Raw genomic sequence first — 23497 nt, 5'->3', positions numbered from 1 at the left:
TTCGCGAAGCGTGCCCGTAGGGCGAAAACTTTGACGAAGTCCGCACAGCGAAGGCGGGAAAAAGTTGAAGAAAATAAAAAACTTATGTGAGAATTTTTTTTAGTTTGTAATTTGTGGGGACTAGCCCCCTGCGAAGCGTGCCCTTAGGGTACACCGCCCACTTCTTTTGCGACCGTAGGAAGTGCCTTCGGTATGTAGCTGCGGGAAAAAGAACAACAAAAAAATAACAAACTTAAAAATATAATTAATTATTAAAGAATATATCATCAGGCTTTAAGCCCTCATTATTAGCAATTTCTCTGTCAGCACCAAGCTCTATAAGTAAATTATACGCCTCTGCCTTGTTGTTAGCAGCAGCATAATAAAGAGCAGTCCATCCATCATTGTCCCTCGCGTTAATATCAACATGAAGCCTTTTTACTAAATAACTAATTACTTTAATATTATCGTAAACAACAGCCATTTGTAAAGCAGTAACATTTTTTTTTGTTCTGCTATTAACTAAACTCTTATTTTTGTTTACTAAACTGCTAATTATACGAACATTACCAAAAGCAGCCGCATATAAAAAACTATTCCAGCCCTCTTCATCAGAAGTGTTAATATTAGCATTTTTTTTAATGAGCCTGTTTACTATTCTGCTGTCTCCATTGCTTTTAAATATAGCATAAAGTAAAGGAGTAGCCCCTCCTATATATACAGCTTCACCGCTAAAATTATCTAATGCCGTATAATATCCGTTAGGAAGAGTTGCTTCTAAATTAATATTCTCGCAGTCAAGCAAAACATCAACCGCTTTTATGTTTTTATTTCTTATAGCAAAATGCAAAGCACTAAGCCCATAACCATCTTCAGCATTAACATTAGCACCTTCTTCTATGCTCTTCTTTAATTTTTTTATATCATTATCTCTTATAGCCTCAAATAATTCCCTATCAATATCTCTTAATTCATTATATTTCATCATCACAAGCTCTCTAAGCCTAGTTGAAGGATACATTCCATTATTGTCTGTAATCTGAGTATTAGCTCCTAGTTTTATAAGAAGCCTGTATGATTCAATGCTTTGAGAATTAGCAGCATGATAAAGAGCAGTCCAACCGTCAATATCCTGAGAATTAATATCAATATTAAAATTAGTGCATATATATTCTATAACCTCATAATTATTATGACTGCTTGCTATATGAAGTATATTAACTCTAAACTCTGTTTCACTATTAATTAGACTAGGAGATTTTTCTGCTAACAATTTTAAAATATCTATATCAGAAAAAGCAGCCGCATACATAATACTATTATAATTTTTGTCATCTCTCTCTTTAAAATATAATGTATCTAGATTATCTATAAATAGTTTAATAATATCCTTTTTATCATTATAAATAGCATAAAGTAAAGGAGTAGCTCCTTCTAAATTGTTTTCATAATCTTTAGGAAGCCTAGATTTTAAGCTTTGTGAGTCATTTTCTATCGTATATTTTATATAATTAATATCATTATTTTCTATAGCAATAAATATTTTATTTATATAATTTTCATCAGCATGTAAAAAAGCAGATATTAGTATAATAAACAAAATAGATATTTTTTTAATCATTTTATACCCATAAATTAAAAAGTAGTAGTAGTTTGATTATCTCTCAAATCTGTAATAGTAGAATTAAGATCATATTCTCTTCTAGGTAAACCAGCACTAGGGAAATCAGTAAGAGTAAATTCAATCCAAAACTCTTTATTCCAATAAGCCCCCTTAACAGAACCGCTTGCAATATCTGAAGGAAGAGCAGAAGGAGATATAGAGAAAGTAGCCCTTAATTGCCATCCATCTAATTCATGCCATACACTTGTATTTATAGAACTTAGTTTAAATAAACTATCTATCCTTTTTTGAGAATCTCTAAAATTAAATGAATCAACAATATCCCAGAAAGGATTAACCCAAGTTTCATTTTCTCTTTCAGCATAAGATTTTATATATCTATAAGCTCTGTCATTTCTGCTTGTAGTAGAGAAGCTAAAAGTAAATTGTTCTAATATTTTTAATTCAAATCCAAGTGAAAAAGCGGCATAATTATATTTATAGTTAATAAAATCATGTTTATATGATATATCAAAGAAAAATCTAAAATCATTCTTATAACCATCAAAAAATTTCTTTTTACCATTTCTCACTAATATCCAATCTGTGAGCTTATCTATAGGAATAGGTACATGTATGAGAGTATTTATAGCATTTTGTGTAAAATTCGTACCTAATAAGTTTTTAGATAAATCATAAGAAATATAAGAAGAATCATAATATAGCCTAGTAGAACCTCCTACTTCCGTTGTTAAGAATCTATTGGTGTTATGTATAAGTTCATAATTTTTAGTTTGTGCATTATATGTTGGTATAAGGTCATAACCTGTTCTAATAGTTCCTCTAATATCCCAATTTAAATTAGGTATAAAAAATATACTATAACCAGTTCCTCCTGCATTTAAACTTGTATTAATACTATGACTGCTAAAATCTCCGCTTTGATTTTCATTAGTATATGCAGCATCTTTTTCTTTAAATCTATAGCCAATACTATATGATGTATCCCAACTTACAGATGGAGAAAAATAATTATCAAGTTTATATGGCAGTATTGAATTAGGCAAAAATACAGAAAGGTTCATAGTACTAGCTAAACCCAAATATGTATTATCTCTATCATAAATTAAATCTTCAGATCTTGGATTAATACTTTTTTGATAAGCATAATTAATATTAAAATTAGGAGTAAATCTCATAAATAAATTAGTAAAACTCCTTGATAATCCGCCGTTTAATTGTAAATTATTTCTTTCAGCCAATTTCTCATTTAATTGTTCATTAAGATTAGGATTATCATAAAATGCTATACCTTCAGAAGTTTTATAATCTATAGTATGAGAATAATTCATGCTAATATTATAATTAATATTTAAATCAGGGAAATAATAAGAAGTTTCATCTCCAAAAACAGAGCTATAACTTGCTGATAAAGAAGGTAAAACTAATCTGCTTGGTTTAGGCATATAATAGTCAAAATTAGTATTATAATTTACAGATAAATTTCTTACAGCTGTAAGATTCCATTCAGCACCCGCACTCAAACTAACACCATATATAGTACTATTAATATACACAGAGTTTTGTATATAACTTTCTGGATACGAATCTCCTATATCGCTTAAATTTCCAGTAATAGCAGTAAATAATGATAATATATCTAAAGCACCCCTTTGATTATAAAAATCTGACTTAAAATATAAATCACTATTTAAATTTAACCTGCCAGTAAGATAAGCATTAATATTTTCACTATTATGTAATTGTATGGTATGATCATATTGAAATTTATATCTAGGTACAAATTTACCCGGCTTACCGTCAGCAAAATAGTTAACATACCTAGTACCAAAACCAAGACTAGAAGATATGTAAGAATCAAGCAAATAATATTGTCTTCCCAAAGCAAACATAGCATCTAAAGACAAATTATGATACTGACTAGTATATCTAATTTCATCTCCAATGAGAAAACCTAACTTTTGATAAGCATCAAATCTTATTCTATGGCTAACTCCGTATAAATCAAAAGTCTTACTGTTTTGCATATAAACACCTTCTCTCAAACTCTGTCCGAAAGTGCTTATAATACCAGTACCAAAATTATTTTGAATAAAAAGAGGAAAATAAAATACAGGCTGCCTTCCAACTCTATATATACTATTAAATATTAATATCTTTTTTGTATCCCATAAATAAACTCTTGATGCTAAAAAATCATGTGCTACAGGAGTAAGCCTTGAAAAACTTACACTGCTGTCATTAGCAAAAAAATCAGGATCATTGAATTTTATTATATTACCTTGAACTGTAAAACTCTGGAATTTTGTGTTACCATTATATAAAATACCTTTCTTATCATCTTTATTAAGCATGAACCATTCACCATTTAAAACACTAGCTCCAGATTCAACTCTCAAATTACCAGAAGCAAATACTTCACCTGTTTTTAAACTATAAACAACTCTATCAGCTGTCATAACATTATTGTACATTTTAAGCTGTACATTTCCGTATAGAGCTATTAACTCCTCCCCAGCTTCTTCTATCCTATATCTTTCAACATAATCAGCACTTCTAAACTCTATCTGCCCTCCGCCTGTATTAATACTAGCACGTGCTACATTTCTTATATTATCTTCCCCTACAATCTTTACAACGTCCACATTAACTTGTCTTTTGATAATTCTAGCTCTTAAACTAGACTCATCATCATAAGGGTAAATCTCTATGCCGTAATTTCTAGCATATTCTGTTAATACATAATATGGAGTGAAATTAACTATATTAATAAAAGAAACAGGATTTCTTTTGGCATCAAATTGATTTATTTGCATTAATGCGTTTTCGTTTGTTCTTGGAATATTATTATTATCTTGATTATTATCTTGTGCATATAAGTATGCATTAAATATTATTAAAGATAATAGTAATATCAAGACCCGCATTATTGCCTCTTAAAAATCACATTTATCTTTTTTAAGAAAATTTTATTTTAAAGAAATTACGTTTTCCTATTTTTAGTATACCCTCTTTATTTATATTAGAGTTTATATCCGTAATCTTTTCATTATCTAAAGTAACACTGCCTTGAGAAATCAATCTTTTTAAATTAGATTTACTTTCATTTTTCATGCATACAGATAAAATATTTAAAACATTATCATCTTTACTAACAATAACCTCTTCTATTTCATCTGGTATACCCTTAGAGCTAAATATTCTCTTAAACTCCTCTTCTGCATTATTAGCATCTTCTTCTGTATGATACAATTTTACAATTTCTTTGGCAAGTACAGATTTTATATTTCTAGGGTTCTCCCCTTCTTCCATAGCCTTCTTATAATTTCTTATATCATTCATAGGTATATCTGTAACTAATTCCATATATTTTAGAATCAAACTATCAGGTATGCTCATAGCCTTACCATACATATCTTTAGGGCTATCATAAACACCTATATAGTTGCCTAAAGACTTACTCATCTTCTCAACACCATCTAAGCCTTCAAGTAAAGGCACTGTTAAAACAGCCTGAGGAGATAGTCCATATTCTTTCATTAGGGTTCTTCCAACAAGCAAATTAAACTTTTGGTCATTACCTCCAAGCTCAACATCGCATTCTAAAGCAACAGAATCATAACCTTGTGCTAATGGATATAAAAACTCCATCATACTTATAGGCTGACCATTTTTATACCTCTTAGAAAAATCATCCCGTTCTATCATTTGTGCTACGGTATATCTTGAAGTAAGTCCAAGTACATCGGCAAAACTCATTTTACCAAGCCATTTTGAATTAAACTCAACTATAGTTTTTTCAGGGTCCAAAATTTTAAATACTTGCTGCTTATAAGTTTCAGCATTTCTTAATACGTCTTCTTCGCTTAATCTAGGACGAGTTTTTGTTTTACCAGATGGGTCTCCTATTCTTCCAGTAAAATCTCCTATAAGAAATACTACTTTATGTCCAAGTAATTGAAAATGTCTCATCTTTCTTAAAAGTACAGTGTGTCCTAAGTGTATATCTGGAGCTGTGGGGTCAAAGCCTGCTTTTACTGTTAATTTTTTTCCGCTTTTTAGTTTTTCTTTTATCTCTTCCAAGCCTATTATTTCGCTTGCTCCTCTTGAAATTAATTCTATAGATTCTTCTAAACTGTATTGTTTCTCTTCCATAACTTATATTAACCCTTATAAAATTTAAAATATATGAATCTATAATAATGTAAATTTTAATTAAAGTCAATTATTTAAAAAAATCTAAAATATATTATAATGATAAATAATAAATCAAAAAACTATGAGGATAAATATAAATGGAAAATCAAGTTAATAGTGTAAATGTAGAAACTGCAGTTCAATTAATAAAAACAAATAAAGATTTACAATTATTAGATATTAGAGGCCCATATGAAGCAAAAGCTACAGGATTTATAAAAGGAAGTATGCTTTTAGACCCTAACGACCGTCAAATTATAGAAACTATAGAAAATTTAGATAGGGACAAAGAATATTTATTATATTGTGCTAGCGGGGGACGTTCTTTTGCTGTATCGCAATATATGCTAAAAAAAGGCTTCAAGCATTTAAATAACCTTATGAATGCAGGCTATATAGAACTGTCTATTGCTTTAGAAAATAGTAAATAATTTGTTTTATGCTATTGCAATAAACTTTAACTTATAATATAATAATTTAGATAGTTTAGAATAATTTAATTTGTTGGAGATAAATCAATGAAAAAAAATATACATCCAGAATACTATGAAACTGATGTAAATTGTGCATGCGGTGCTAATTTCAAAATACATTCAGTTCAAAAAACTTTACACGTTGACATTTGTCATAATTGTCACCCTTTCTTTACTGGTAAACAAAAAATATTGGATACTGCTGGTAGAGTTGATAAATTCAAAAAACGTTATGGCTTAAAAAAATAATATTTAATCAATAAATATAAAAATATTTAAGTCTATAGAGTATTATAGCTATATTATATACTTTGTAGACTTTATTTATTGATAAAGGCGGTTTATGGATAGCGACGGCGTTTATAAAAGAGTAAATATCAATAAAGTAATATCTCAAATATTAAAAACCAACCCTAATATAACAGAAGCTAAAGCAAATGAATTAGCATACAAAATGATAAAAGAACTTAACAAAAAAGTTTCTTCTATGGTAGCCGATTTTGAAAACGGCGAAGGCGACTTTATGGCTTGTTATTTTGAATCTATAGAAAAGCAATAAATCCATTAAGATATAATAAAATAAAAAGTATAAATATTTCAGTGTTATTCATAATATATATTGTATTTTTGATTATAATTAAATACTATCTCACTCAAATGCAGTCTTTTTGGTTCTTTTGATCACAAAAAGAACTTGGGGTGTGTACCCTAAGGGCACGCTTCGCAGGGGGCAAAACCGCCACAAATAATAAATTTTAAAATTTAATTTTAGCATGTATTTAAACAGCTATATTTTGTAATGTAAGTTTTTATTTTATTCAACTTTTTCACGCCGCAAAAAGTTGCAAAAAGTGCAAGTTAAGAGAATAATACTAACTATATTTTACATGCGTAATATTAAACTAAAAACAATATAAATATTCATTAATTCGCTTTTAAAATATATATAATAACTGAATCATCTAAAGAATTTTTTATCGAGATAATCTTTTGAAAGTCTTAAAACAAATGGTCTTCCATGCGGGCAATTAGTTAATATATTTTCTTCTTCAAGCAAATCAAGCAAGGTTTGCATATCATTAAGAGAAAGTTTATCTCCCGCCTTTGGTGAATATTTACAAGATATTGTACTGCATGTATGTTTTATTAATTTCTCTAAACTATTATTGCTCTCTTTAGAAATATATATATCCAAAATGTCTTTAATAATTTTCTCTATTCTTTGATTTTTTGGAATATATATTGGAACTTCATCTATTATAATGCTATTTTTTGAATTAGCTTCAAACTTTATACCTATAGATTCTATTTGTTCTTTTGAAGAGTTTAATATATCTATTTCATAATCTCTATATTCTATTTCACAAGGTATAAGCAATTTCTCATATTCTAATTTACCGCTCACTAAAGTTTTGTATATTCTCTCATAATTAAGTCTTTCGTATGCAGCATGCTGATCTATAATATACATTTCATTTCCTCTCTCAGCTATGATGTATGAAGAGAAAGCCTGCCCTACTGCTTTTACATACTCACCAAACTCTATATTATTTTTTTGAGGTTCTAGATTATTATTATTTAAATCGTTTTTATTATACAACTCATTATTAACATTAGAAGCTAATTCATTATTAAATTGAAAATTATTACTAGTTTTTGTTTCATTAAAATTATCGTTAGAAAAATTATTATTAGAACTATTTGTAGTTACATTATTATTACTACTTTGTACTGGAAATGTTGGAGTGATATCTTTATCAACATCAACTTCAATATTAACAGAAGAGAAATTATTCACACTATTAATATTATTGTATATGGCGTTATAAATTATACCAGAAATATCCCTTTCATTTTTTATTCTCACTTCCTTCTTACTTGGATGCACATTAACATCAACCTTATTTGTATCAACATTAATATATAAAAAGAAAAACGGATATCTCTCTTTTGGTATGGTGTTAGAATAGGCATTTTTTATAGCGTATGCAATAACTCTATTTTCTATTGGTCTATTATTTAGAAATATAAAATTATTCTTTCTCATAGACTGACTTATTTTAGAATTAGAAAAAAGTCCGTATATGTTTATATCATTTTTCTCTATATTTAATTCTATTAAATTTGAAAAAACATTACTATCATTCAAATAATTTTCAATTCTATCTTTTAAATTATCAACTTTCAAATAACTATTTACAAGCTTACCATTATTATATAGCTTCATAGTAATATTAGGCTGCACCAAAGCCTCCATATCAAACACTTCTTTAACTAAATAAAACTCTCTTGATATATGCTTTAAAAATTTGTATCTTGCAGGTATATTAAAAAAAAGGTTTTTAGCAGTAATTTTAGTGCCATCAACAGAAGCATAAGGCTTATGCTCCAATATTTTTCCAGCCTCAACAACAATCTTCCCGCCTGTTTTTTCATCAATACTCTTTGAAACTATTTCTAAATTGGTAACATCTCCTATAGAAGCTAATGCCTCACCTCTAAAACCTAAAGTGTATATATTATCCAAATCTTCTATAGAATAAATTTTACTAGTGGCATGATGAGTAATTGCCAAAGGAAGTTCATCAAAAGCTATACCGCTTCCATTATCTTCTACTATCATAGTTTTTATTCCTGCATCTTCTACTCTCACTTCTATATTATCAGCACCGCTATCAACAGCATTTTCAAGAAGTTCTTTAAGCATTGAAGCTGGTCTCTCTATTATCTCTCCGGCAGCTATACGATTTGCTACAGATTGTGGAAGTTTCATTATACTTTTTTTCATGTCTGAATTATATTATATTTCTAATAAAAAATAAAATTTTTTAATTATTATAATACCAATAATTGCATATTTTTTTAATATATATTATTATTGCAAAAAATTATTTCTTTAGTTTATTTTTATGAAAAAACTTTTATTTATAGCAATATTATCTATCATCGTTATTTTCTCTCAAGAAGAATGTAAAGGTCCAGATGGAGACTCTAAACCTACACCATTTAGACATGACAAGAGTTTTATAAAATACAGTTATAACATTACAATAAAAGATTTTCTTTTTTGTTCGGCAATATTTTTCTCTATAGTTATTCCGTCTTTTATTATCATAAATAAAAAATAATTATTGTTTTATTATAAAAATATGTTATACTGCAGCTTTAATATATTATGATAACTTCTAATATATAGAAGAAATATTTTTAGTATTTTAAAATGTTAATTTAATATAAATTCTTTTTTAGTAAAGGAAATAAAAGGAATATTTATGAATGAATCAAATAATAAATCAGTAGAAATGTGCTCTGTAAAAAAATTATTAAAGTATAATTTTGTTATACCTAGTTATCAGCGAGGATATAGATGGAGAGGCGAAAATGGAGAAGTTCAAGCTTTATTAGAAGATATAAAAGAGTTTATAGAAAATAAAAAAGGAGATGAAAAGTATTGTCTTAATCCTATAGCTGTAAAAGCTGTAAAAAAAGATGATAAACAATATAATTTAGTAGATGGTCAGCAAAGATTAACTACAATTTATTTGATATTAAAATATTTAAATAAAGAATTAAAATTAAAAAATGAAGATAATAATTTTAATATTAATTATGATACAAAATCAAATGTTTTAAAAAATATTAAGGAAGATACCCCAGAAAACGTTTATAAATCAAATATAGACTATTATCATATTTATAATGCTTATGTATTTATAAAAAAATGGTTTGAGAAAAATGAGATAGATAAAAAAGATTTTAAAGATAATTTATTAGATAATGTAAATATAATATGGTATAATGTAGGTGAAGATGATGAAAATGAAGTTTTTCAAAGACTTAATGCTGGTAAAATAGCACTTACTGATAGTGAATTGATAAAGGCTATATTTTTACATAAATCAAATTTTAAAGAAGAAAGCAGCAACAATAAAAATGCAGAAGAATCAAAACAAGAAGAAAGTAATAATAAAAAAAAGCTGGAAGAATTAAAACAAATAAATATCGCAAATCAATGGGAAAATATAGAGATAGAATTAGAAAACGATAAATTCTGGTATTTTATTTCCAACAATGATGATAATAATATTAGAATGGATTTTCTATTTGAGTTAATATATAATATAAAACTAAAAAATAATAACACTGATAATACAAAATATAAAATATTTAATTCTTTTTATAAAGAGTTTAAAAATAATCAAAATAATTTAAATGAAAAATGGAAAGAGCTTTCAAAATATTTTTATCTTTTAAAAGAATGGTATGAAGATGATGAATTATATAATAATATAGGTTATTTAATAGCCTCAGGTTCAAGAGAGTTAAAAACTATTTTATCTTATGCAGAAGACAAAAAATTAAACACTAAACAAGAATTTAAGACTAAAATAAAAAAAGATATAAAAGAAAGTATCAAAGCTCATAATTATAAACAGTTAGAAGAAAATATATCAGAATTGGAATATAATATAAATAATTCTGAAATAATAAGAATATTACTACTATTCAATATAATAGATAGTTCAAAAGAAAATATAAGATTTCCATTTGATGAATATAAAAAGATAACACCATCTTTAGAACATATACATGCTAGAAACTCAAAAAAATTATCTGAGAAAGAAAAAGAAAAATTTATAGAAGAAAATAAATTATATATACTTCAAAATAAAGAATTAATAGAAAATGAATATAAAAATCTAGATGAAGCTTTTAATAATTTTAAAATAGAGGATAACTTCAATTATATAATAGATGCATTATTTTTTATTTATGAAAAATTATATAAAAAATTATTAGAAGATAGTGAATCTTCAGTTACATTTGAAAAAAATTATAATTTAGATAATGAAAATAATATTTCTAATTTGGCATTAATAGATGTGAATAATAACACTACATTAAGTAACTCTATTTTTCCAATGAAGCTAAAAAAAATAAAAGACTTAATTAAAAATAATAAAAAATATATTCCCATATCTACAAAAAATGTATTTTTAAAATATTATACAAATGAACCAAAAGATATACTATTATGGACAAAAACTGATAAATATGATTATTTAAATAATATAATAGATTCAATAACTGATTATTTGGGATTAAAAAATAAATAAGGAGAATATTATGAGTAACAATAAGGAAAATTTTATATCATTATTAGAGAAATATGAAAATAATGTTGTTGTACCTATTATACAAAGAGGTTATGCTCAGGGTAGAAAGACTCATAAAGTAAGGAAAATAAGAGAGGATTTTTTAGATGTTATTATTGATTTTTTATCAAACGATAAAGAAGAATTAATATTAGATTATATATATGGTGTAGAAGATAATGATGTATTTTATTTATTGGATGGACAGCAAAGATTAACAACATTATTTTTATTTCATTGGTATTTTAATTTTAATGATGAAATATTAAAAAGGTTTACTTATGAAACTAGAAATTCATCAAAAAATTTTATATCATTTTTATTAAGCATAAAAAGAGAAGAAATTAAGTTAAAATCAAATGAAAATTTATCAGACAAATTAAAAGACAATATTAAGTTTTTAAATTTCTGGGAAAAAGATACAACAGTTAAAGGAATGCTTCAGGTAATAGATGATATTCATGAAAAAGTTAAAAATAAAAAAGATATTAATAGCAGTAAATTAAATAGGATACAATTTTACTATGAATATATAAAAGGCGACCCTGATGATTTATATATAAAAATGAATTCAAGAGGAAAGCAATTAACAGATTTTGAAATATTTAAATCAAAACTCGAAAGTTTTTTAGATGGAAAAATAGATTATAATCTTTTAAGAGAATTTAGAGAAAAAATAGATACAACTTGGTCTAATTTTTTCTGGGAATTTGTGAAAGATAATAAAAATCCTGAAATAGACAGTCTTTTTAAAAACTTTTTTGATTTTGTATTTGGAATGTTATATTCTGAACAATGTGAATATATAAAAGAAAAAAATGAAAAAATAGGTGTACATCTAAAAGATTTCTTTAATTTATTTGTAAAAAAAACAGATGAAAAAATGTTAAAATATATTGACGACAGTAAAAATTTTGTGTTAGAATGTAATATAAAATTTATAATTAATATATTGGATATATTTTATAAATTAAAACCTGAAAAAAACATTGAACTATTCAATAATATATTTTGTATATATGATGAAATTATTTATGATAATAAAATATCTACTTTTGAAAAAAATATAAATATTTTTGATAGAAAAGATGAAGATATTATTTTGCTTAAAATAAATAATTATGATTTGAAATATCAAATATTATTATTTAGTTTTTTCATTATTTTAAATAAAATATATGAAGAAGAAAATTATAAAGAAAGTGAAAATATAGATTCAATAATTGAAAAAATAAAAGATTATAAAGATATATTGAGATTTATAAGGAATTTTATATTTATTTATTATGAACATACTGGCGATGATGATGAGCTAAAATTCCAAATTAGTTTTATAAAATCATTCATAGAAAATGGAGAAATATCATTAAAATCTTATAACAATAATAATCAAGAGATATTGAAAATAATAGTTGAATCAGAAAAAAATAAATTAAATATATTAAAAAGTTGTAATCAAAATATTAGAAAAAGAATTTACGCTTGTGAGAATAATATATTTTTACAAGGTAATATTGATTTCTTGTTAGACAATATAGATAATGAAAATATTGTTGATGTAGTAGATTATATTTTTACTAAAAATGGCTTTAATAATGAAAATGGAAATTATTTAATACATAGGGCTATATTGGCATTCATTGGTAATGATGAAATAGAATATTTTAGACCTTACTATTCTACAACCATATCCATATTTAGAAATAATAAAGATAATGATAATAAAACATTATTAATATGGTATCAAAATAAATTAAAAGAATTTATCAATGCTATATTTAATGATAAAATAAATGAAACTGTATTAGATAAATGCTATACTATAATATATGATTATAAAGAAGATAGTCATTGGAAATATTTGATAATAAAAGATGCTAAAGATGTTAATAATAACAGTGCAAATTTATACAATGATCAATATTCATACTCAGGAGAAGTAAAACAACATATCTATAGTGGTTATTATTTATATGCTCAGTATAGATTTAGAACTCATTGGGATATACCATTGTCAACTAAAGTGCATACAATGTTTGCTAAATTCTTGAAAAAACATACAGACTTTAAATTATACTATTATAATGGAGCTGATAATCCTGAAATTACTGATAAATCAAAAATATTAAGATATCCAAATAAGGAAGTTTTATATTGTTATGAATGGGTTAGTCTGGCTAAAGAAATAGAAATAGCAGGCGAAGAAGTTTTAGTTGGATTTACCACAGATGGTTATTGTCTTGAATGTGGTTTGAGAAAAAAAATATCTTATAACGATGAGAAAAGGACTAGAAAAGTTTTAAGAAAAATAGAAGAAAAGAAAATCAATTTTGAAGGATATGAAAGATACACTAATAATATTCATTGGTATTATTGTAAAACATGTAATAATATATCCTTACTAAAGGAATATGAAATATTAGAACAGATTTTTCTTAAAAAAATAATTAGTAATAATAAAATGAGTTGAACTCTCAAAACTTTTTTATTTAAAAAATAAAGTAAAAAAAATAAAAAATATTTTGTTAAACATATTTAAAATAATTAATTAATTTTGTATAATATATATTCCGATAATATAAAAGTATGTTACATAATATTTAGTAATATTAGGAGTTGTTATGTATAAAAGAATATTATTATTACTAACTCTAATATTATTTAGTTTTATTGTTTCTTGCAATGACAAAGACAATAAAGAAGATAATATAAACAATAGATTGCAAGATGATGAATATATAACTAAAATAGTAGAAAGCAATTCAAAATAAGTTTTTTTATATAAACTTTATTATATAAAAAAGCCCGCCTACCAACTGTAAACGAGCCTTAAAATCTTATTATCTATCATCTAATGTAATTAAAACTTCTCTTGGCTTAGAACCATTTTCTGGACCCACAATACCTTGACGCTCCATAATCTCAACTATTCTAGCGGCACGGTTGTAGCCTATTTTTAATCTTCGTTGTAGAAATGAGGCACTAGCCTTACCAGTTCTAGCAACAAGCTCAACAGCATCCTCCCAAAGCTCTTCGTCTAATATATCCTCTTCATCGGTGTTTTTGTCATCATCACTTCCCTCTAATGCCGCAATCAAGCTCTCGTCAAACATAGGAGACATCTCTCCAGATAAATAGTCAACCACTTTCTTAACTTCATTGTCAGAAACAAAAGCTCCCTGAACCCTCTCAGGCATCTGACTTCCAGAGGCACAGAATAAAGCATCTCCTTTACCTAATAACTGCTCAGCACCAGACATATCTATTATAATACGAGAGTTTGTTTTGTTAGGCACTTGGAATGCAATTCTTGTTGGTAAATTAGCCTTTATAACACCAGTAACAACATCTGCAGAAGGTCTTTGTGTGGCAATTATTAAGTGTATGCCAACAGCCCTACTCATACCAGCCAAACGTGATATTAAATCCTCAACCTCTTTTGAAGCAACAACCATCAAATTGTGAAGCTCATCTATCACCAAAACTATATATGGAAATAACTCTAAAGGCTCGCCGTTAAACTCTGTTTCACCTTCTTTAAGAAGCTGTTTTACTTTTTCATTGTAAGTCTTAACATTTCTAACGAAGAATCTCTCCATTCTTTCGTATCTTTTCTCCATTATGTCTACAATATATCTCAACACTATAGTAGCCTTCTTCTCATCAGAAACAACCGGAGACATTAAATGTGGTATGCCGTTATATATGGAAAGCTCAACTCTCTTTTTATCTACAAATATAAACTTAAGCTCATCAGGTCTAAACTTATATAAAAGCGAAAGTATTATTGTAGATAAACAAACACTTTTACCAGAACCAGTAGTACCAGCAACAAGCAAGTGAGGAGCTTCAGACATATCTGATACAACATTGTTTCCATATATGCCCTTTCCTAATACAAATGGTATATCAAGTTTAGATTGTCTAAAATCGCTGCTTTCTAATACATCTCTTAAGAAAACTGCATTTCTCACCTTGTTTGGTATCTCTATACCGATAACAGAGCGTCCCGGAATTGGTGCTATTATTCTCACACTCTCTGAAGCAAGTGCTAAAGCAATATTGTCTGTTAAGTTTGATATTTTTGACACTCTAGTTCCTGCCGCTAATTCAAGCTCATATCTTGTAATAACTGGTCCTCTTGATACTCCTGTAACTTTAGCTTCTATATTAAAATCAAGCAATGTATTTTCTAATTGTATTGCTGTTTGTTTTATAGATTCAAGCATTGCATTATCATTTACAGGAATTGATCTATTGAGCAAATCAAATGGAGGAGCTTTATAATGCTTATCTACATACTTGCTGTTAAAGTTTGATTGTATTAAGTCAAAATCATTTTTGTGATTTTTATGTATTATAGGTCTTTGAGGCTCTTTTAGTGTGTTTACTTTTTTTTCTGATTCTATATTTATAAAACCAGTGCTAGCCTCATTATCGTTTTTTATATCTTCTATAGAGTTTAGTTTTTCAGCATATTTTTGAAGCTCTTTTTCAACATCATACTCTTCTTCGTTAGTTGTGTTATGATATTCATAATCATTTAAAAAATTGTTTAACTCTCTTGAATCATCTTTTATTTTTACGTCTTCTATATCATTATAAGATTTATCAACATTGTAAAGCTCTTCTTCGTCCAAATCAAAACAATTTAATATACTATCATCATCTTCAATGACATGATTATTGTAGTTTGGTATATGGTCTTCTCTTCTATATGCTCTCTTTGAAGCATAGCCCATAGGAAACTCAAAATGACTGCTTTTATTAGTTGTCTGTTCTGAGTAATTTAATTGTTCTTTGTTGCTGCTTCCTCTTTTTATTTTTCCATGCTCTCTGTCATACATCTCTTTTAATTGCTTATTTTCATTAGCAACTCTTCTCAATTTATCTAATATATTTTCTTTATTATCAGTATTAACAGAAGTTTTATATGAAACATTAGTATTATTTAAATCATTAAAAGGCTGATGATTTGTAGTATTTTCTTTTCTTAGAGTTTTCTCTTTATACTCTTTATATAATTTATCTAAGTCTTCAATATATTCTATTTTGTTGTTTTCTAATTTATCATCACCATTATTATTATTTAATTCTTGAAGCTTTCTCTCTCTGTTTTTATATATATTTTCAAGTATAACACTCTCATCATAATCGCTACTTATACTATTTACTGCTTTCAAATAATTTTCTGTTGTATCATAATAATTAACATTATCCTCGTAAGCAGCCTTTTTAAAATCTGACTTCTTAGATCTATTAATGCTAAAATCCCAATCAATATTTTCTATTGCTTCATGAACATTTTTATTATATTCATCATCATATTGTTTTAATACATCATACTGACTGAAAGTGTCTTCTTTTTTTTTTATATCTGTTTTTATGTCATTTCCAAATGCTGCCTCAAATAAAGAATTGCCCATATCCTCTTCTCTATCTTCTATTGCATTAACATTAATTCTTCCATAATTATCTCTTTTCAAATTATTTAAACTCTCAACCATATAATCTAATTCTTTATTTTTATCATCATCAAAATCATTTCTCTTATTGAAAAAGTCTTCCATTATGTTTTCATTTTTGTTATAGTATTTTCTCTCAGATGAATCATAATGATTGAAAGATATTTTTTCTATAAATGGAGTATTATTAAACTCAAAATCTGATACTTCTCTTTTGCTAAACATAGGCAAGTAATTTAATGAAGTATCTTTTTTATTATTATTTTCTTCTTTATAATTTTTTTCGTTTTCATCTTTTGCATTTTTATATTCTTTCATTTCTTCTTTTTTAGTTTTTATAGTATCAGATATTTTTCTCTCAACATCTTTTATCTTTTCTAAGTCTATCTTTTTTATCATATCCTTACAATAATTAGCTAAATCAAGCAATGAAATCTTAGCAAATGCTATTATTGTAATAAGAAGTATAGCAGAAGTTATTATAATAGAGCCAATATTTCCAAATAATGAAGCAAGTGAACCTCCTATAACTTCTCCCATTATTCCGCCTTTATAATAAAATGCTCTCTCTCCAAGCAATATATCAAAAAGTATACTGGATAACATCATAACAAATGATAAAAGAAGAGCAAACATCAAAATATTTTTAACAGAATTTTTTAATATAATATTTACTCCCGCATATACAAAAAATGCAGGTATTACAAAAGAGGAAACTCCAAAAGCCGAAAATGAATACTCGGCAATATAAGCTCCAAACTTACCAAGTAAATTTTTTGTTGTAAGTGTAGTATTCATCTCTCCAATATTGGCACTCAAATATGATAAAATTAATATTCCTGCAAAAAGTATGCATAAAAAACCAATAATATCATATATAGGATTTCTGTTTTTATCATCATAAGATTGATAAATATTCTTGCTCTCAGCTCTTTTTTGTATGTTTAATTTTCTTTTAGTAAACATTATAAAAACTCCAGCTATTTTTTAAACATTAAAAAAATATATATACACAGCTAAACCAACTATTATGCAGTAAAAACTAAAATAATAGAGCTTTCCTTTTTTAAGAAAAGACATCAAAAACTTTAATGCAATAATTCCAAATATAAAAGAAGTAAGAAGCCCAACTATTACATAAGTAATATTGAAATCAGTTAAATCTTTTAAAGAAAGAAGCAAAGCACCAAATATAGCAGGCAAAGATATTAAAAAAGAAAATCTACCCGCAAAATCTCTGTTAAGCCCCAAAAATAAAGCTGTACTTATAGTCATACCAGACCTTGATATTCCCGGAAAAACTGCTATAGCCTGAGCAAAGCCAATCAATAAAGCATTATAATATGTTGTTGTAAGGGCATCTTTATTGATTCCTCTGTCAGCTCTTTTTGTAAGAAGCAGTATAGAACCAGTTATAATAAGGTTAAGCCCAACTCTTTGAGTGTCTATATTACTTAAATATTCCTCTAAAAATAATCCCACTATAGCAACAGGTATTGAAGCTATAATTACCATAAGCCCAACTCTAAAACCTTCATTATTTTTACTTGAATATTTAACGTCTTTTAATCCAGAAAAAAATCCAACTATTGCATTGATAATATCTTTACGAAATACTAAACAAGTAGCTAAAAATGTACCAAAGTGAAGTGCTATTTCAAAAGATAATATATTTTCTGTTGTATTAAAATTAAGAAAAGTCTCAGCTATTCTTAAGTGCCCCGAACTAGATACAGGCAAGAATTCCGTAACTGCCTGAATGAATCCTAATATAATTGCTTTTACCATTAAAAAACTACCCCTATTATTTATATATTGTTTACATAATACTACTATAATTCTCGGATAGTTTTTAAAAAACAATACAAAAAATTATGTAAACTCTACACAATATTTTTATACAATAAGTATTTAATATTGAGTTACTACATTTAAAACAAAAAATAGGTATTTTTATGTAATATACAACTTATATATTGTTTTTTTAAAGATTAAAAATTCATATAATATAAAATATTCTATTACAGAAGGATTTTATATATGGAAAATGAAATATTACTATATAATTTAGGCTATAATATAAGATTACTTAGAAAAAGCAAAAAAATGACTATAGATGCCTTAGCAGAACAAGCAGGAGTTTCTAGTAAATATTTACAAGGTATAGAAGTTGGTAATAGAAATATATCAGTAAAAAGATTAAATAAAATAGCAAGAGCCTTAGAAACAACTCCAGAAAGTCTATTAACTATAAAAAGCAGCAATTTAGAAAATAGAGATGATAAACTTTTAAATACTTATGAGAAATTAAAAAAAGTTGAATCTAATAAATTGGATATTATATCTAATTTAATAGATGATATAAATAAGTTATCAAGCTCAGAGAATAACAAAAAAAGACCTTAAACAAAAATTAATTTGCTAAAGGTCTTTTTATATATCAATAAACTATTTACTTAATTAATAGTTAATAATGTTTCTTGTAATGCTGCCATATAATCTTTTGCCCTTAAAACATTTGGATTATCTGGATAGTTATTAACAAATGTATCTAAAGCTTTATAAGAATCAGAATATCTTCCAACTTTGAAGTATGATAATCCGATATAAAGCAAAGCCTCAGCATCAAGAGTGTAAACATTATTTAATCTTACTCTATTAAAATAATCTACAGCACTATTATAATTTTTCTCATTATAATAAGATTCACCAATTTTAAATAAAGCCTCTTCCTGATATTTTGTTCTAGGGAAAAGAGTAGCTATTTTGTTATAATACATCCTAGCTTTAACATAATTCTTTTCAACGTACATTCTATGAGCTATAGCAGGCACTTGAATAAGATAAGTTCTTGAAACCTCATTATAATATATGCTAGTATGATAATACTTTAAGAAATCCTCATATATTTCAAAAGCTCTGTCATATTCATTCATAGCAAAATAAACTCTAGCTCTTCCCAAAACAGCTAATTCACCTTCTGATCTTAAAAAATAACTTAAAGCTTCACCATATTTCTTTTCAAAGAACAACTGATATCCATATTGCATATTTATAGTTGAAGCTAAACTTTTATCATAAGGTTTTAAATTATTTTGCAATTTAGTGATAATATATTGATCAGCACTGTTTTGCAATCTTGCTATATCTGCATAAGCTATTATAGCATCAAGCTGATAAGCCTCAAAACCTACACCATCTATTATTTCAGATAAACGTTCTTTAGCTAAATTATAATTTTTCATCTTTTTTAAAGAATCAGCTACAATAAAATAAGACTCAGCTACATTACTAACAGGTTTTGATCTGCTGTCTATAGACAAATACTCATTTAAATTATTGATAGCTTCATTATAATTTTCTAATTCATAATATCTTTTTCCTTTCTGGAAATATCTTTCAGGAGAAGATAAAGTAGAAACTTTAGTAATAAAAACACCTATCAATATAGCTACAACCGTAATAACGGAAGCTAGAACTGCTGCATAAGTTTTCATAATCTCTCCTTTTTATTATAAATCACTTAAAACTTGATTAATCCAGAAATTAACTTCATTAGGATTAATAGATCTTATTCTTTTTAATGTATCTAAAGCATTCTTTTTTCTTCCAGCATTCTTATAAGATTTACCAAGTAATAAATTAATGTCATAATATAAAGCACTATCAACTTTTTTTCTTGATATAGGCTCTAAAATTGTAATAGCTCCTGCATAATTATTAGCCTTAAATTGTGTTAAAGCCCTCTGATATTCAGAACTATATCTCTGATATTCAGTAGGTGCTGTTGTTTTTGGTGTTGTTTTAGTAGTATTATCTTTTTTTATTTCAACATTAACTATATTCTCATTCTTATCATTTGTAAAACTAGTAACTTGTAACTCATTGGTAACATTTTCAATCATACGACTTTGATTAGTAAAGTTATTAGTACTAATAAAATCATTTGTATTAATATTCAAATCATTAGTATTAATCTCATTACTCAATGAATCATTAGTGGGATTAATTATATATATTTTAGTAGTATTATAGTAATTAGTATAATTGTTAGTATAATTATAATAATTTGTATAATTGTAATAATTTGTAGTAAAAACTATTCCCCTATTTGAGTCTATTCTATTAGTAGTGTAATAGAGATCAACATAATTAGTAGGAGGCAATATACTATAATTTGTATCAAATAAGTTAGTATTAGGATAATAACTTAAAAAATCATTACTATTTACTATATTAGTAATCATATCATTTGTAAAATAAGTATTATTAGTATCAAAATCATTAGTAATAATATCATTCGTAAGCATTTCATTGGTAATAATATCATTTATTTCGTTAGTCATATCTATTAAATCAGTGATATTATCTTTAAATGGATCATAATATTCAAATTGCATCAAATCCATATTTTCAGTAGCAGTATAAAAATTAATATTATCTATATATGATATAACTGCATAATAATATTTATCATATTTAGGCAAATTGTCATAGATAGTATATGTAGTAGAGGCGTTAGTTGCTTTAGTTGAAGCTACTACTTTTGCATTAGTAAGTACTGTTTTACTTAATATAGGGTCTTCACTTCTATAAACATAGTACATCAAATTTGGGTGATATATACCAACCCAGCTTACTTCCACTTTATTTTCTTCTATATGTTTAATATTAAGTTTAGTTACAAGTCTTCTAGAGTTAGGCAAATCATTATAATTTTCCATGCTGATTCTGTCAGAAGAGGTCTGTGCAATCAAACTAGTGTATAAGTATGCAAAAGCCACTAATACTAAAGTTAATAATAGATATAATTTATTGTTATTTAATCTTTTCATCTTATTATCCTCTTTGTACTACTATAATACTCGGATGCATATATTATAAATTTTATACTCTACTATAAAAAAATAAATAAAAAACTTTATATTTTTTCCATAACTATGGCAATTAAAAAACCAAAACACATAGATAAAACTGTTGCTGTGAGCATTCCCAAACTTAATGTTGTAATATTAGGCCATAAACTTAAAAAAGATACAACTATTATACCAAGCACAAAACCAAATAAAATAGACTTATGTTTTTGTATAATAATAGTAACAAGTTTAGAAATAGTAAAAATACCTATAGCAACTCCAAAAGCTAAAAATATTAATGGATACACATTAGCAAAATTTTTAGTAAGAGTAGATACAAGATTAGATACATTCTCATACTCGCCCAATATTAATAAAAGTAAAGAACCAGATATTCCCGGTATCACCATAGCAACAGCAGCAGCTATTCCGCATAAAAATAATTTAATTCCATAAAATATAGAAAAATCTCCAGTATAAGTAGTTTCTCCAGCAGGCTTATTAATATCAAAATAAACAAATATAGCCATTATAAAAGCACCTATAAAGAAAGATATAAATACTTTAAAATCGAATTTATCTACTGTTTTAGTAATAAAAGGAAAAGAACCAAGTATAAGCCCCACAAAAAATATTTTAGTAGGTACAGGATAGTATTGAAATAAATAATTAATAATATTTAGAAAAAGCACTATAGAAATAGCAGCCCCCAAAAAAACAGGTACTAATATTTTTAAGCTCTCCCCTACTTCTTTCCATTTTAATTTAATAATAGCAGTAGGCAAAGTAGATATAGCATAAGTAAGATTTTCATATATTCCAAGAACAAATGCTATAGTACCGCCAGAAACGCCGGGTATAGCATTAGCAACTCCTATAGCCATTCCCTTAATAAGGTAAGATATATAATTTCTTATGTTCATTTTATTCTCTTTGTTTAGATTTTTTTTGCGATTTATTTTTTTATTAAAGTGATTAAATAAATAAGCCATGCATAAAAACACATGGCTTAAAAAATAAAATTATTCTACAACAGCTATAATTTCAACTTCTACTAAAGCATCTTTAGGCAAAGTCTTAACAGCTACAGTGCTTCTTGCAGGAGGATTTTCTGTAAAGTATTTAGCATATACTTCATTGAAAGCAGCAAAATTAGCCATATCGCTTAAGAAACAAGTAGTTTTAATAACATTAGCAAAAGTCAAATTTTCAGATTCTAATAAACCTTTAATATTCTCCATTACTCTTTCAGTTTGTGCTTGAATATTATTTTCAGCCATAGCACCGCTAACAGGATCTAGCGGTATTTGACCTGAAGCAAATAAAAAATTTCCGCTTTTAACAGCTTGAGAATAAGGTCCTATAGCCTGAGGTGCTTTATGCGTTTTTATTATTTTTTTCTCCATAAAAAAATTCTCCTTTTTATAATATTAAATTTAATTACCATTTTATCAAATGAATTATAATAATTTTTCACAAAATATCAAGCAAATAATATAAAAGTTCATACTATTATCTAATAAAATATAGAATATATTTACTATTATCTAATAAAATATACAATATATTTATTAAAATTAATACATAAATACTCTTGACAATTTTTTATTATGTAGTATAATTCAGTACTCATAAGCTTTTAGAAATAAAAAATCAATACTGGGGTGTCGTCAAGCGGTAAGACAAGTGGTTTTGGTCCATTTATTCGGGGGTTCGAATCCTCCCACCCCAACTTTCTTTAATGTGG

General features: G+C 26.2%; 18 protein-coding genes and 1 tRNA gene. 9 read left to right on the top strand and 10 right to left on the bottom strand.

Annotated features, from left to right (window positions below):
* Nucleotides 1-244 precede the first annotated feature (244 nt).
* From GQX97_RS09385 to tyrS, 3 genes are read right to left on the bottom strand one after another with little or no spacing between them, the layout of a single operon-like run.
* On the bottom strand, nucleotides 245-1600 hold the full coding sequence (locus GQX97_RS09385) for an ankyrin repeat domain-containing protein (protein WP_157151674.1): 1356 nt from the start codon (nucleotides 1598-1600) through the stop codon (nucleotides 245-247).
* A gap of 14 nt (nucleotides 1601-1614) precedes the next feature.
* A complete protein-coding gene (locus tag GQX97_RS09380) occupies nucleotides 1615-4530 on the bottom strand; it encodes an LPS-assembly protein LptD (protein WP_157151673.1) in 2916 nt (971 codons plus the stop codon).
* A gap of 31 nt (nucleotides 4531-4561) precedes the next feature.
* Entirely contained in the window at nucleotides 4562-5758 is a 1197-nt protein-coding gene (tyrS, locus tag GQX97_RS09375) for a tyrosine--tRNA ligase (protein WP_157151672.1), read from the bottom strand.
* A gap of 140 nt (nucleotides 5759-5898) precedes the next feature.
* Between tyrS and GQX97_RS09370 the strand changes: the two genes are divergently transcribed.
* From GQX97_RS09370 to GQX97_RS09360, 3 genes are all read left to right on the top strand, one after another.
* Nucleotides 5899-6231, top strand: a complete 333-nt coding sequence (locus GQX97_RS09370) for a rhodanese-like domain-containing protein (RefSeq protein ID WP_157151671.1) — start codon at nucleotides 5899-5901, stop codon at nucleotides 6229-6231.
* Nucleotides 6232-6318: 87 nt separating this feature from the next.
* On the top strand, nucleotides 6319-6522 hold the full coding sequence (gene rpmE, locus GQX97_RS09365) for a 50S ribosomal protein L31 (protein ID WP_013244860.1): 204 nt from the start codon (nucleotides 6319-6321) through the stop codon (nucleotides 6520-6522).
* 94 nt (nucleotides 6523-6616) lie between these two features.
* Nucleotides 6617-6832 (top strand): hypothetical protein, encoded by a 216-nt coding sequence (locus GQX97_RS09360; protein WP_014932694.1) that lies wholly within the window; start codon nucleotides 6617-6619, stop codon nucleotides 6830-6832.
* A gap of 399 nt (nucleotides 6833-7231) precedes the next feature.
* Here GQX97_RS09360 and mutL read toward each other — a convergent pair whose 3' ends face one another.
* Nucleotides 7232-9061, bottom strand: a complete 1830-nt coding sequence (gene mutL, locus GQX97_RS09355) for a DNA mismatch repair endonuclease MutL (protein ID WP_157151670.1) — start codon at nucleotides 9059-9061, stop codon at nucleotides 7232-7234.
* 121 nt (nucleotides 9062-9182) lie between these two features.
* Between mutL and GQX97_RS09350 the strand changes: the two genes are divergently transcribed.
* From GQX97_RS09350 to GQX97_RS14810, 4 genes are all read left to right on the top strand, one after another.
* Nucleotides 9183-9401, top strand: coding sequence for a hypothetical protein (locus GQX97_RS09350; RefSeq protein WP_157151669.1), 219 nt, complete (start codon nucleotides 9183-9185; stop codon nucleotides 9399-9401).
* A gap of 144 nt (nucleotides 9402-9545) precedes the next feature.
* Nucleotides 9546-11390 carry a DUF262 domain-containing protein gene (locus tag GQX97_RS09345; protein ID WP_157151668.1) on the top strand — a complete coding sequence of 615 codons (1845 nt, stop codon included), beginning with the start codon at nucleotides 9546-9548 and terminating at the stop codon, nucleotides 11388-11390.
* A 10-nt stretch (nucleotides 11391-11400) separates the two neighbouring features.
* The gene (locus GQX97_RS09340; RefSeq protein ID WP_157151667.1) at nucleotides 11401-13899 is read left to right on the top strand and encodes a DUF262 domain-containing protein; all 2499 of its coding nucleotides are present in this window, start codon (nucleotides 11401-11403) and stop codon (nucleotides 13897-13899) included.
* Between the two features lie 151 nt (nucleotides 13900-14050).
* Complete coding sequence (locus GQX97_RS14810; protein WP_198391210.1) at nucleotides 14051-14200, top strand: hypothetical protein; 150 nt, start codon at nucleotides 14051-14053, stop codon at nucleotides 14198-14200.
* Nucleotides 14201-14269: 69 nt separating this feature from the next.
* On the opposite strand, the gene GQX97_RS09335 is transcribed toward GQX97_RS14810, so the two are convergent.
* Both GQX97_RS09335 and GQX97_RS09330 read right to left on the bottom strand, forming a co-directional pair.
* Nucleotides 14270-17860: a DNA translocase FtsK gene (locus tag GQX97_RS09335; RefSeq protein WP_157151666.1), complete on the bottom strand. Its 3591-nt coding sequence runs from the start codon at nucleotides 17858-17860 to the stop codon at nucleotides 14270-14272.
* A 21-nt stretch (nucleotides 17861-17881) separates the two neighbouring features.
* Nucleotides 17882-18682 carry an undecaprenyl-diphosphate phosphatase gene (locus GQX97_RS09330; RefSeq protein WP_157151665.1) on the bottom strand — a complete coding sequence of 267 codons (801 nt, stop codon included), beginning with the start codon at nucleotides 18680-18682 and terminating at the stop codon, nucleotides 17882-17884.
* A gap of 252 nt (nucleotides 18683-18934) precedes the next feature.
* Here GQX97_RS09330 and GQX97_RS09325 point away from each other — a divergent pair, with 252 nt between their 5' ends.
* Nucleotides 18935-19300 carry a helix-turn-helix domain-containing protein gene (locus GQX97_RS09325; protein WP_157151664.1) on the top strand — a complete coding sequence of 122 codons (366 nt, stop codon included), beginning with the start codon at nucleotides 18935-18937 and terminating at the stop codon, nucleotides 19298-19300.
* A 50-nt stretch (nucleotides 19301-19350) separates the two neighbouring features.
* Here GQX97_RS09325 and GQX97_RS09320 read toward each other — a convergent pair whose 3' ends face one another.
* From GQX97_RS09320 to GQX97_RS09305, 4 genes are all read right to left on the bottom strand, one after another.
* Nucleotides 19351-20391 carry a tetratricopeptide repeat protein gene (locus tag GQX97_RS09320; RefSeq protein ID WP_157151663.1) on the bottom strand — a complete coding sequence of 347 codons (1041 nt, stop codon included), beginning with the start codon at nucleotides 20389-20391 and terminating at the stop codon, nucleotides 19351-19353.
* Between the two features lie 15 nt (nucleotides 20392-20406).
* Nucleotides 20407-21729: a M48 family metallopeptidase gene (locus tag GQX97_RS09315; RefSeq protein ID WP_157151662.1), complete on the bottom strand. Its 1323-nt coding sequence runs from the start codon at nucleotides 21727-21729 to the stop codon at nucleotides 20407-20409.
* An 86-nt stretch (nucleotides 21730-21815) separates the two neighbouring features.
* Nucleotides 21816-22673 carry a DUF368 domain-containing protein gene (locus GQX97_RS09310; protein WP_157151661.1) on the bottom strand — a complete coding sequence of 286 codons (858 nt, stop codon included), beginning with the start codon at nucleotides 22671-22673 and terminating at the stop codon, nucleotides 21816-21818.
* Nucleotides 22674-22772: 99 nt separating this feature from the next.
* Entirely contained in the window at nucleotides 22773-23156 is a 384-nt protein-coding gene (locus GQX97_RS09305; RefSeq protein ID WP_157151660.1) for a RidA family protein, read from the bottom strand.
* A gap of 254 nt (nucleotides 23157-23410) precedes the next feature.
* On the opposite strand from GQX97_RS09305, the gene GQX97_RS09300 reads away from it, so the two are divergent.
* Nucleotides 23411-23482, top strand: a tRNA-Gln gene (locus GQX97_RS09300).
* The last annotated feature ends 15 nt before the right edge of the window (nucleotides 23483-23497 follow it).

The organism is Brachyspira sp. SAP_772, assembly GCF_009755885.1.
Lineage (GTDB): Bacteria > Spirochaetota > Brachyspiria > Brachyspirales > Brachyspiraceae > Brachyspira.
Note: the sequence above shows the minus strand (reverse complement) of the source record. Positions and strands in the feature narration are given on the sequence as shown.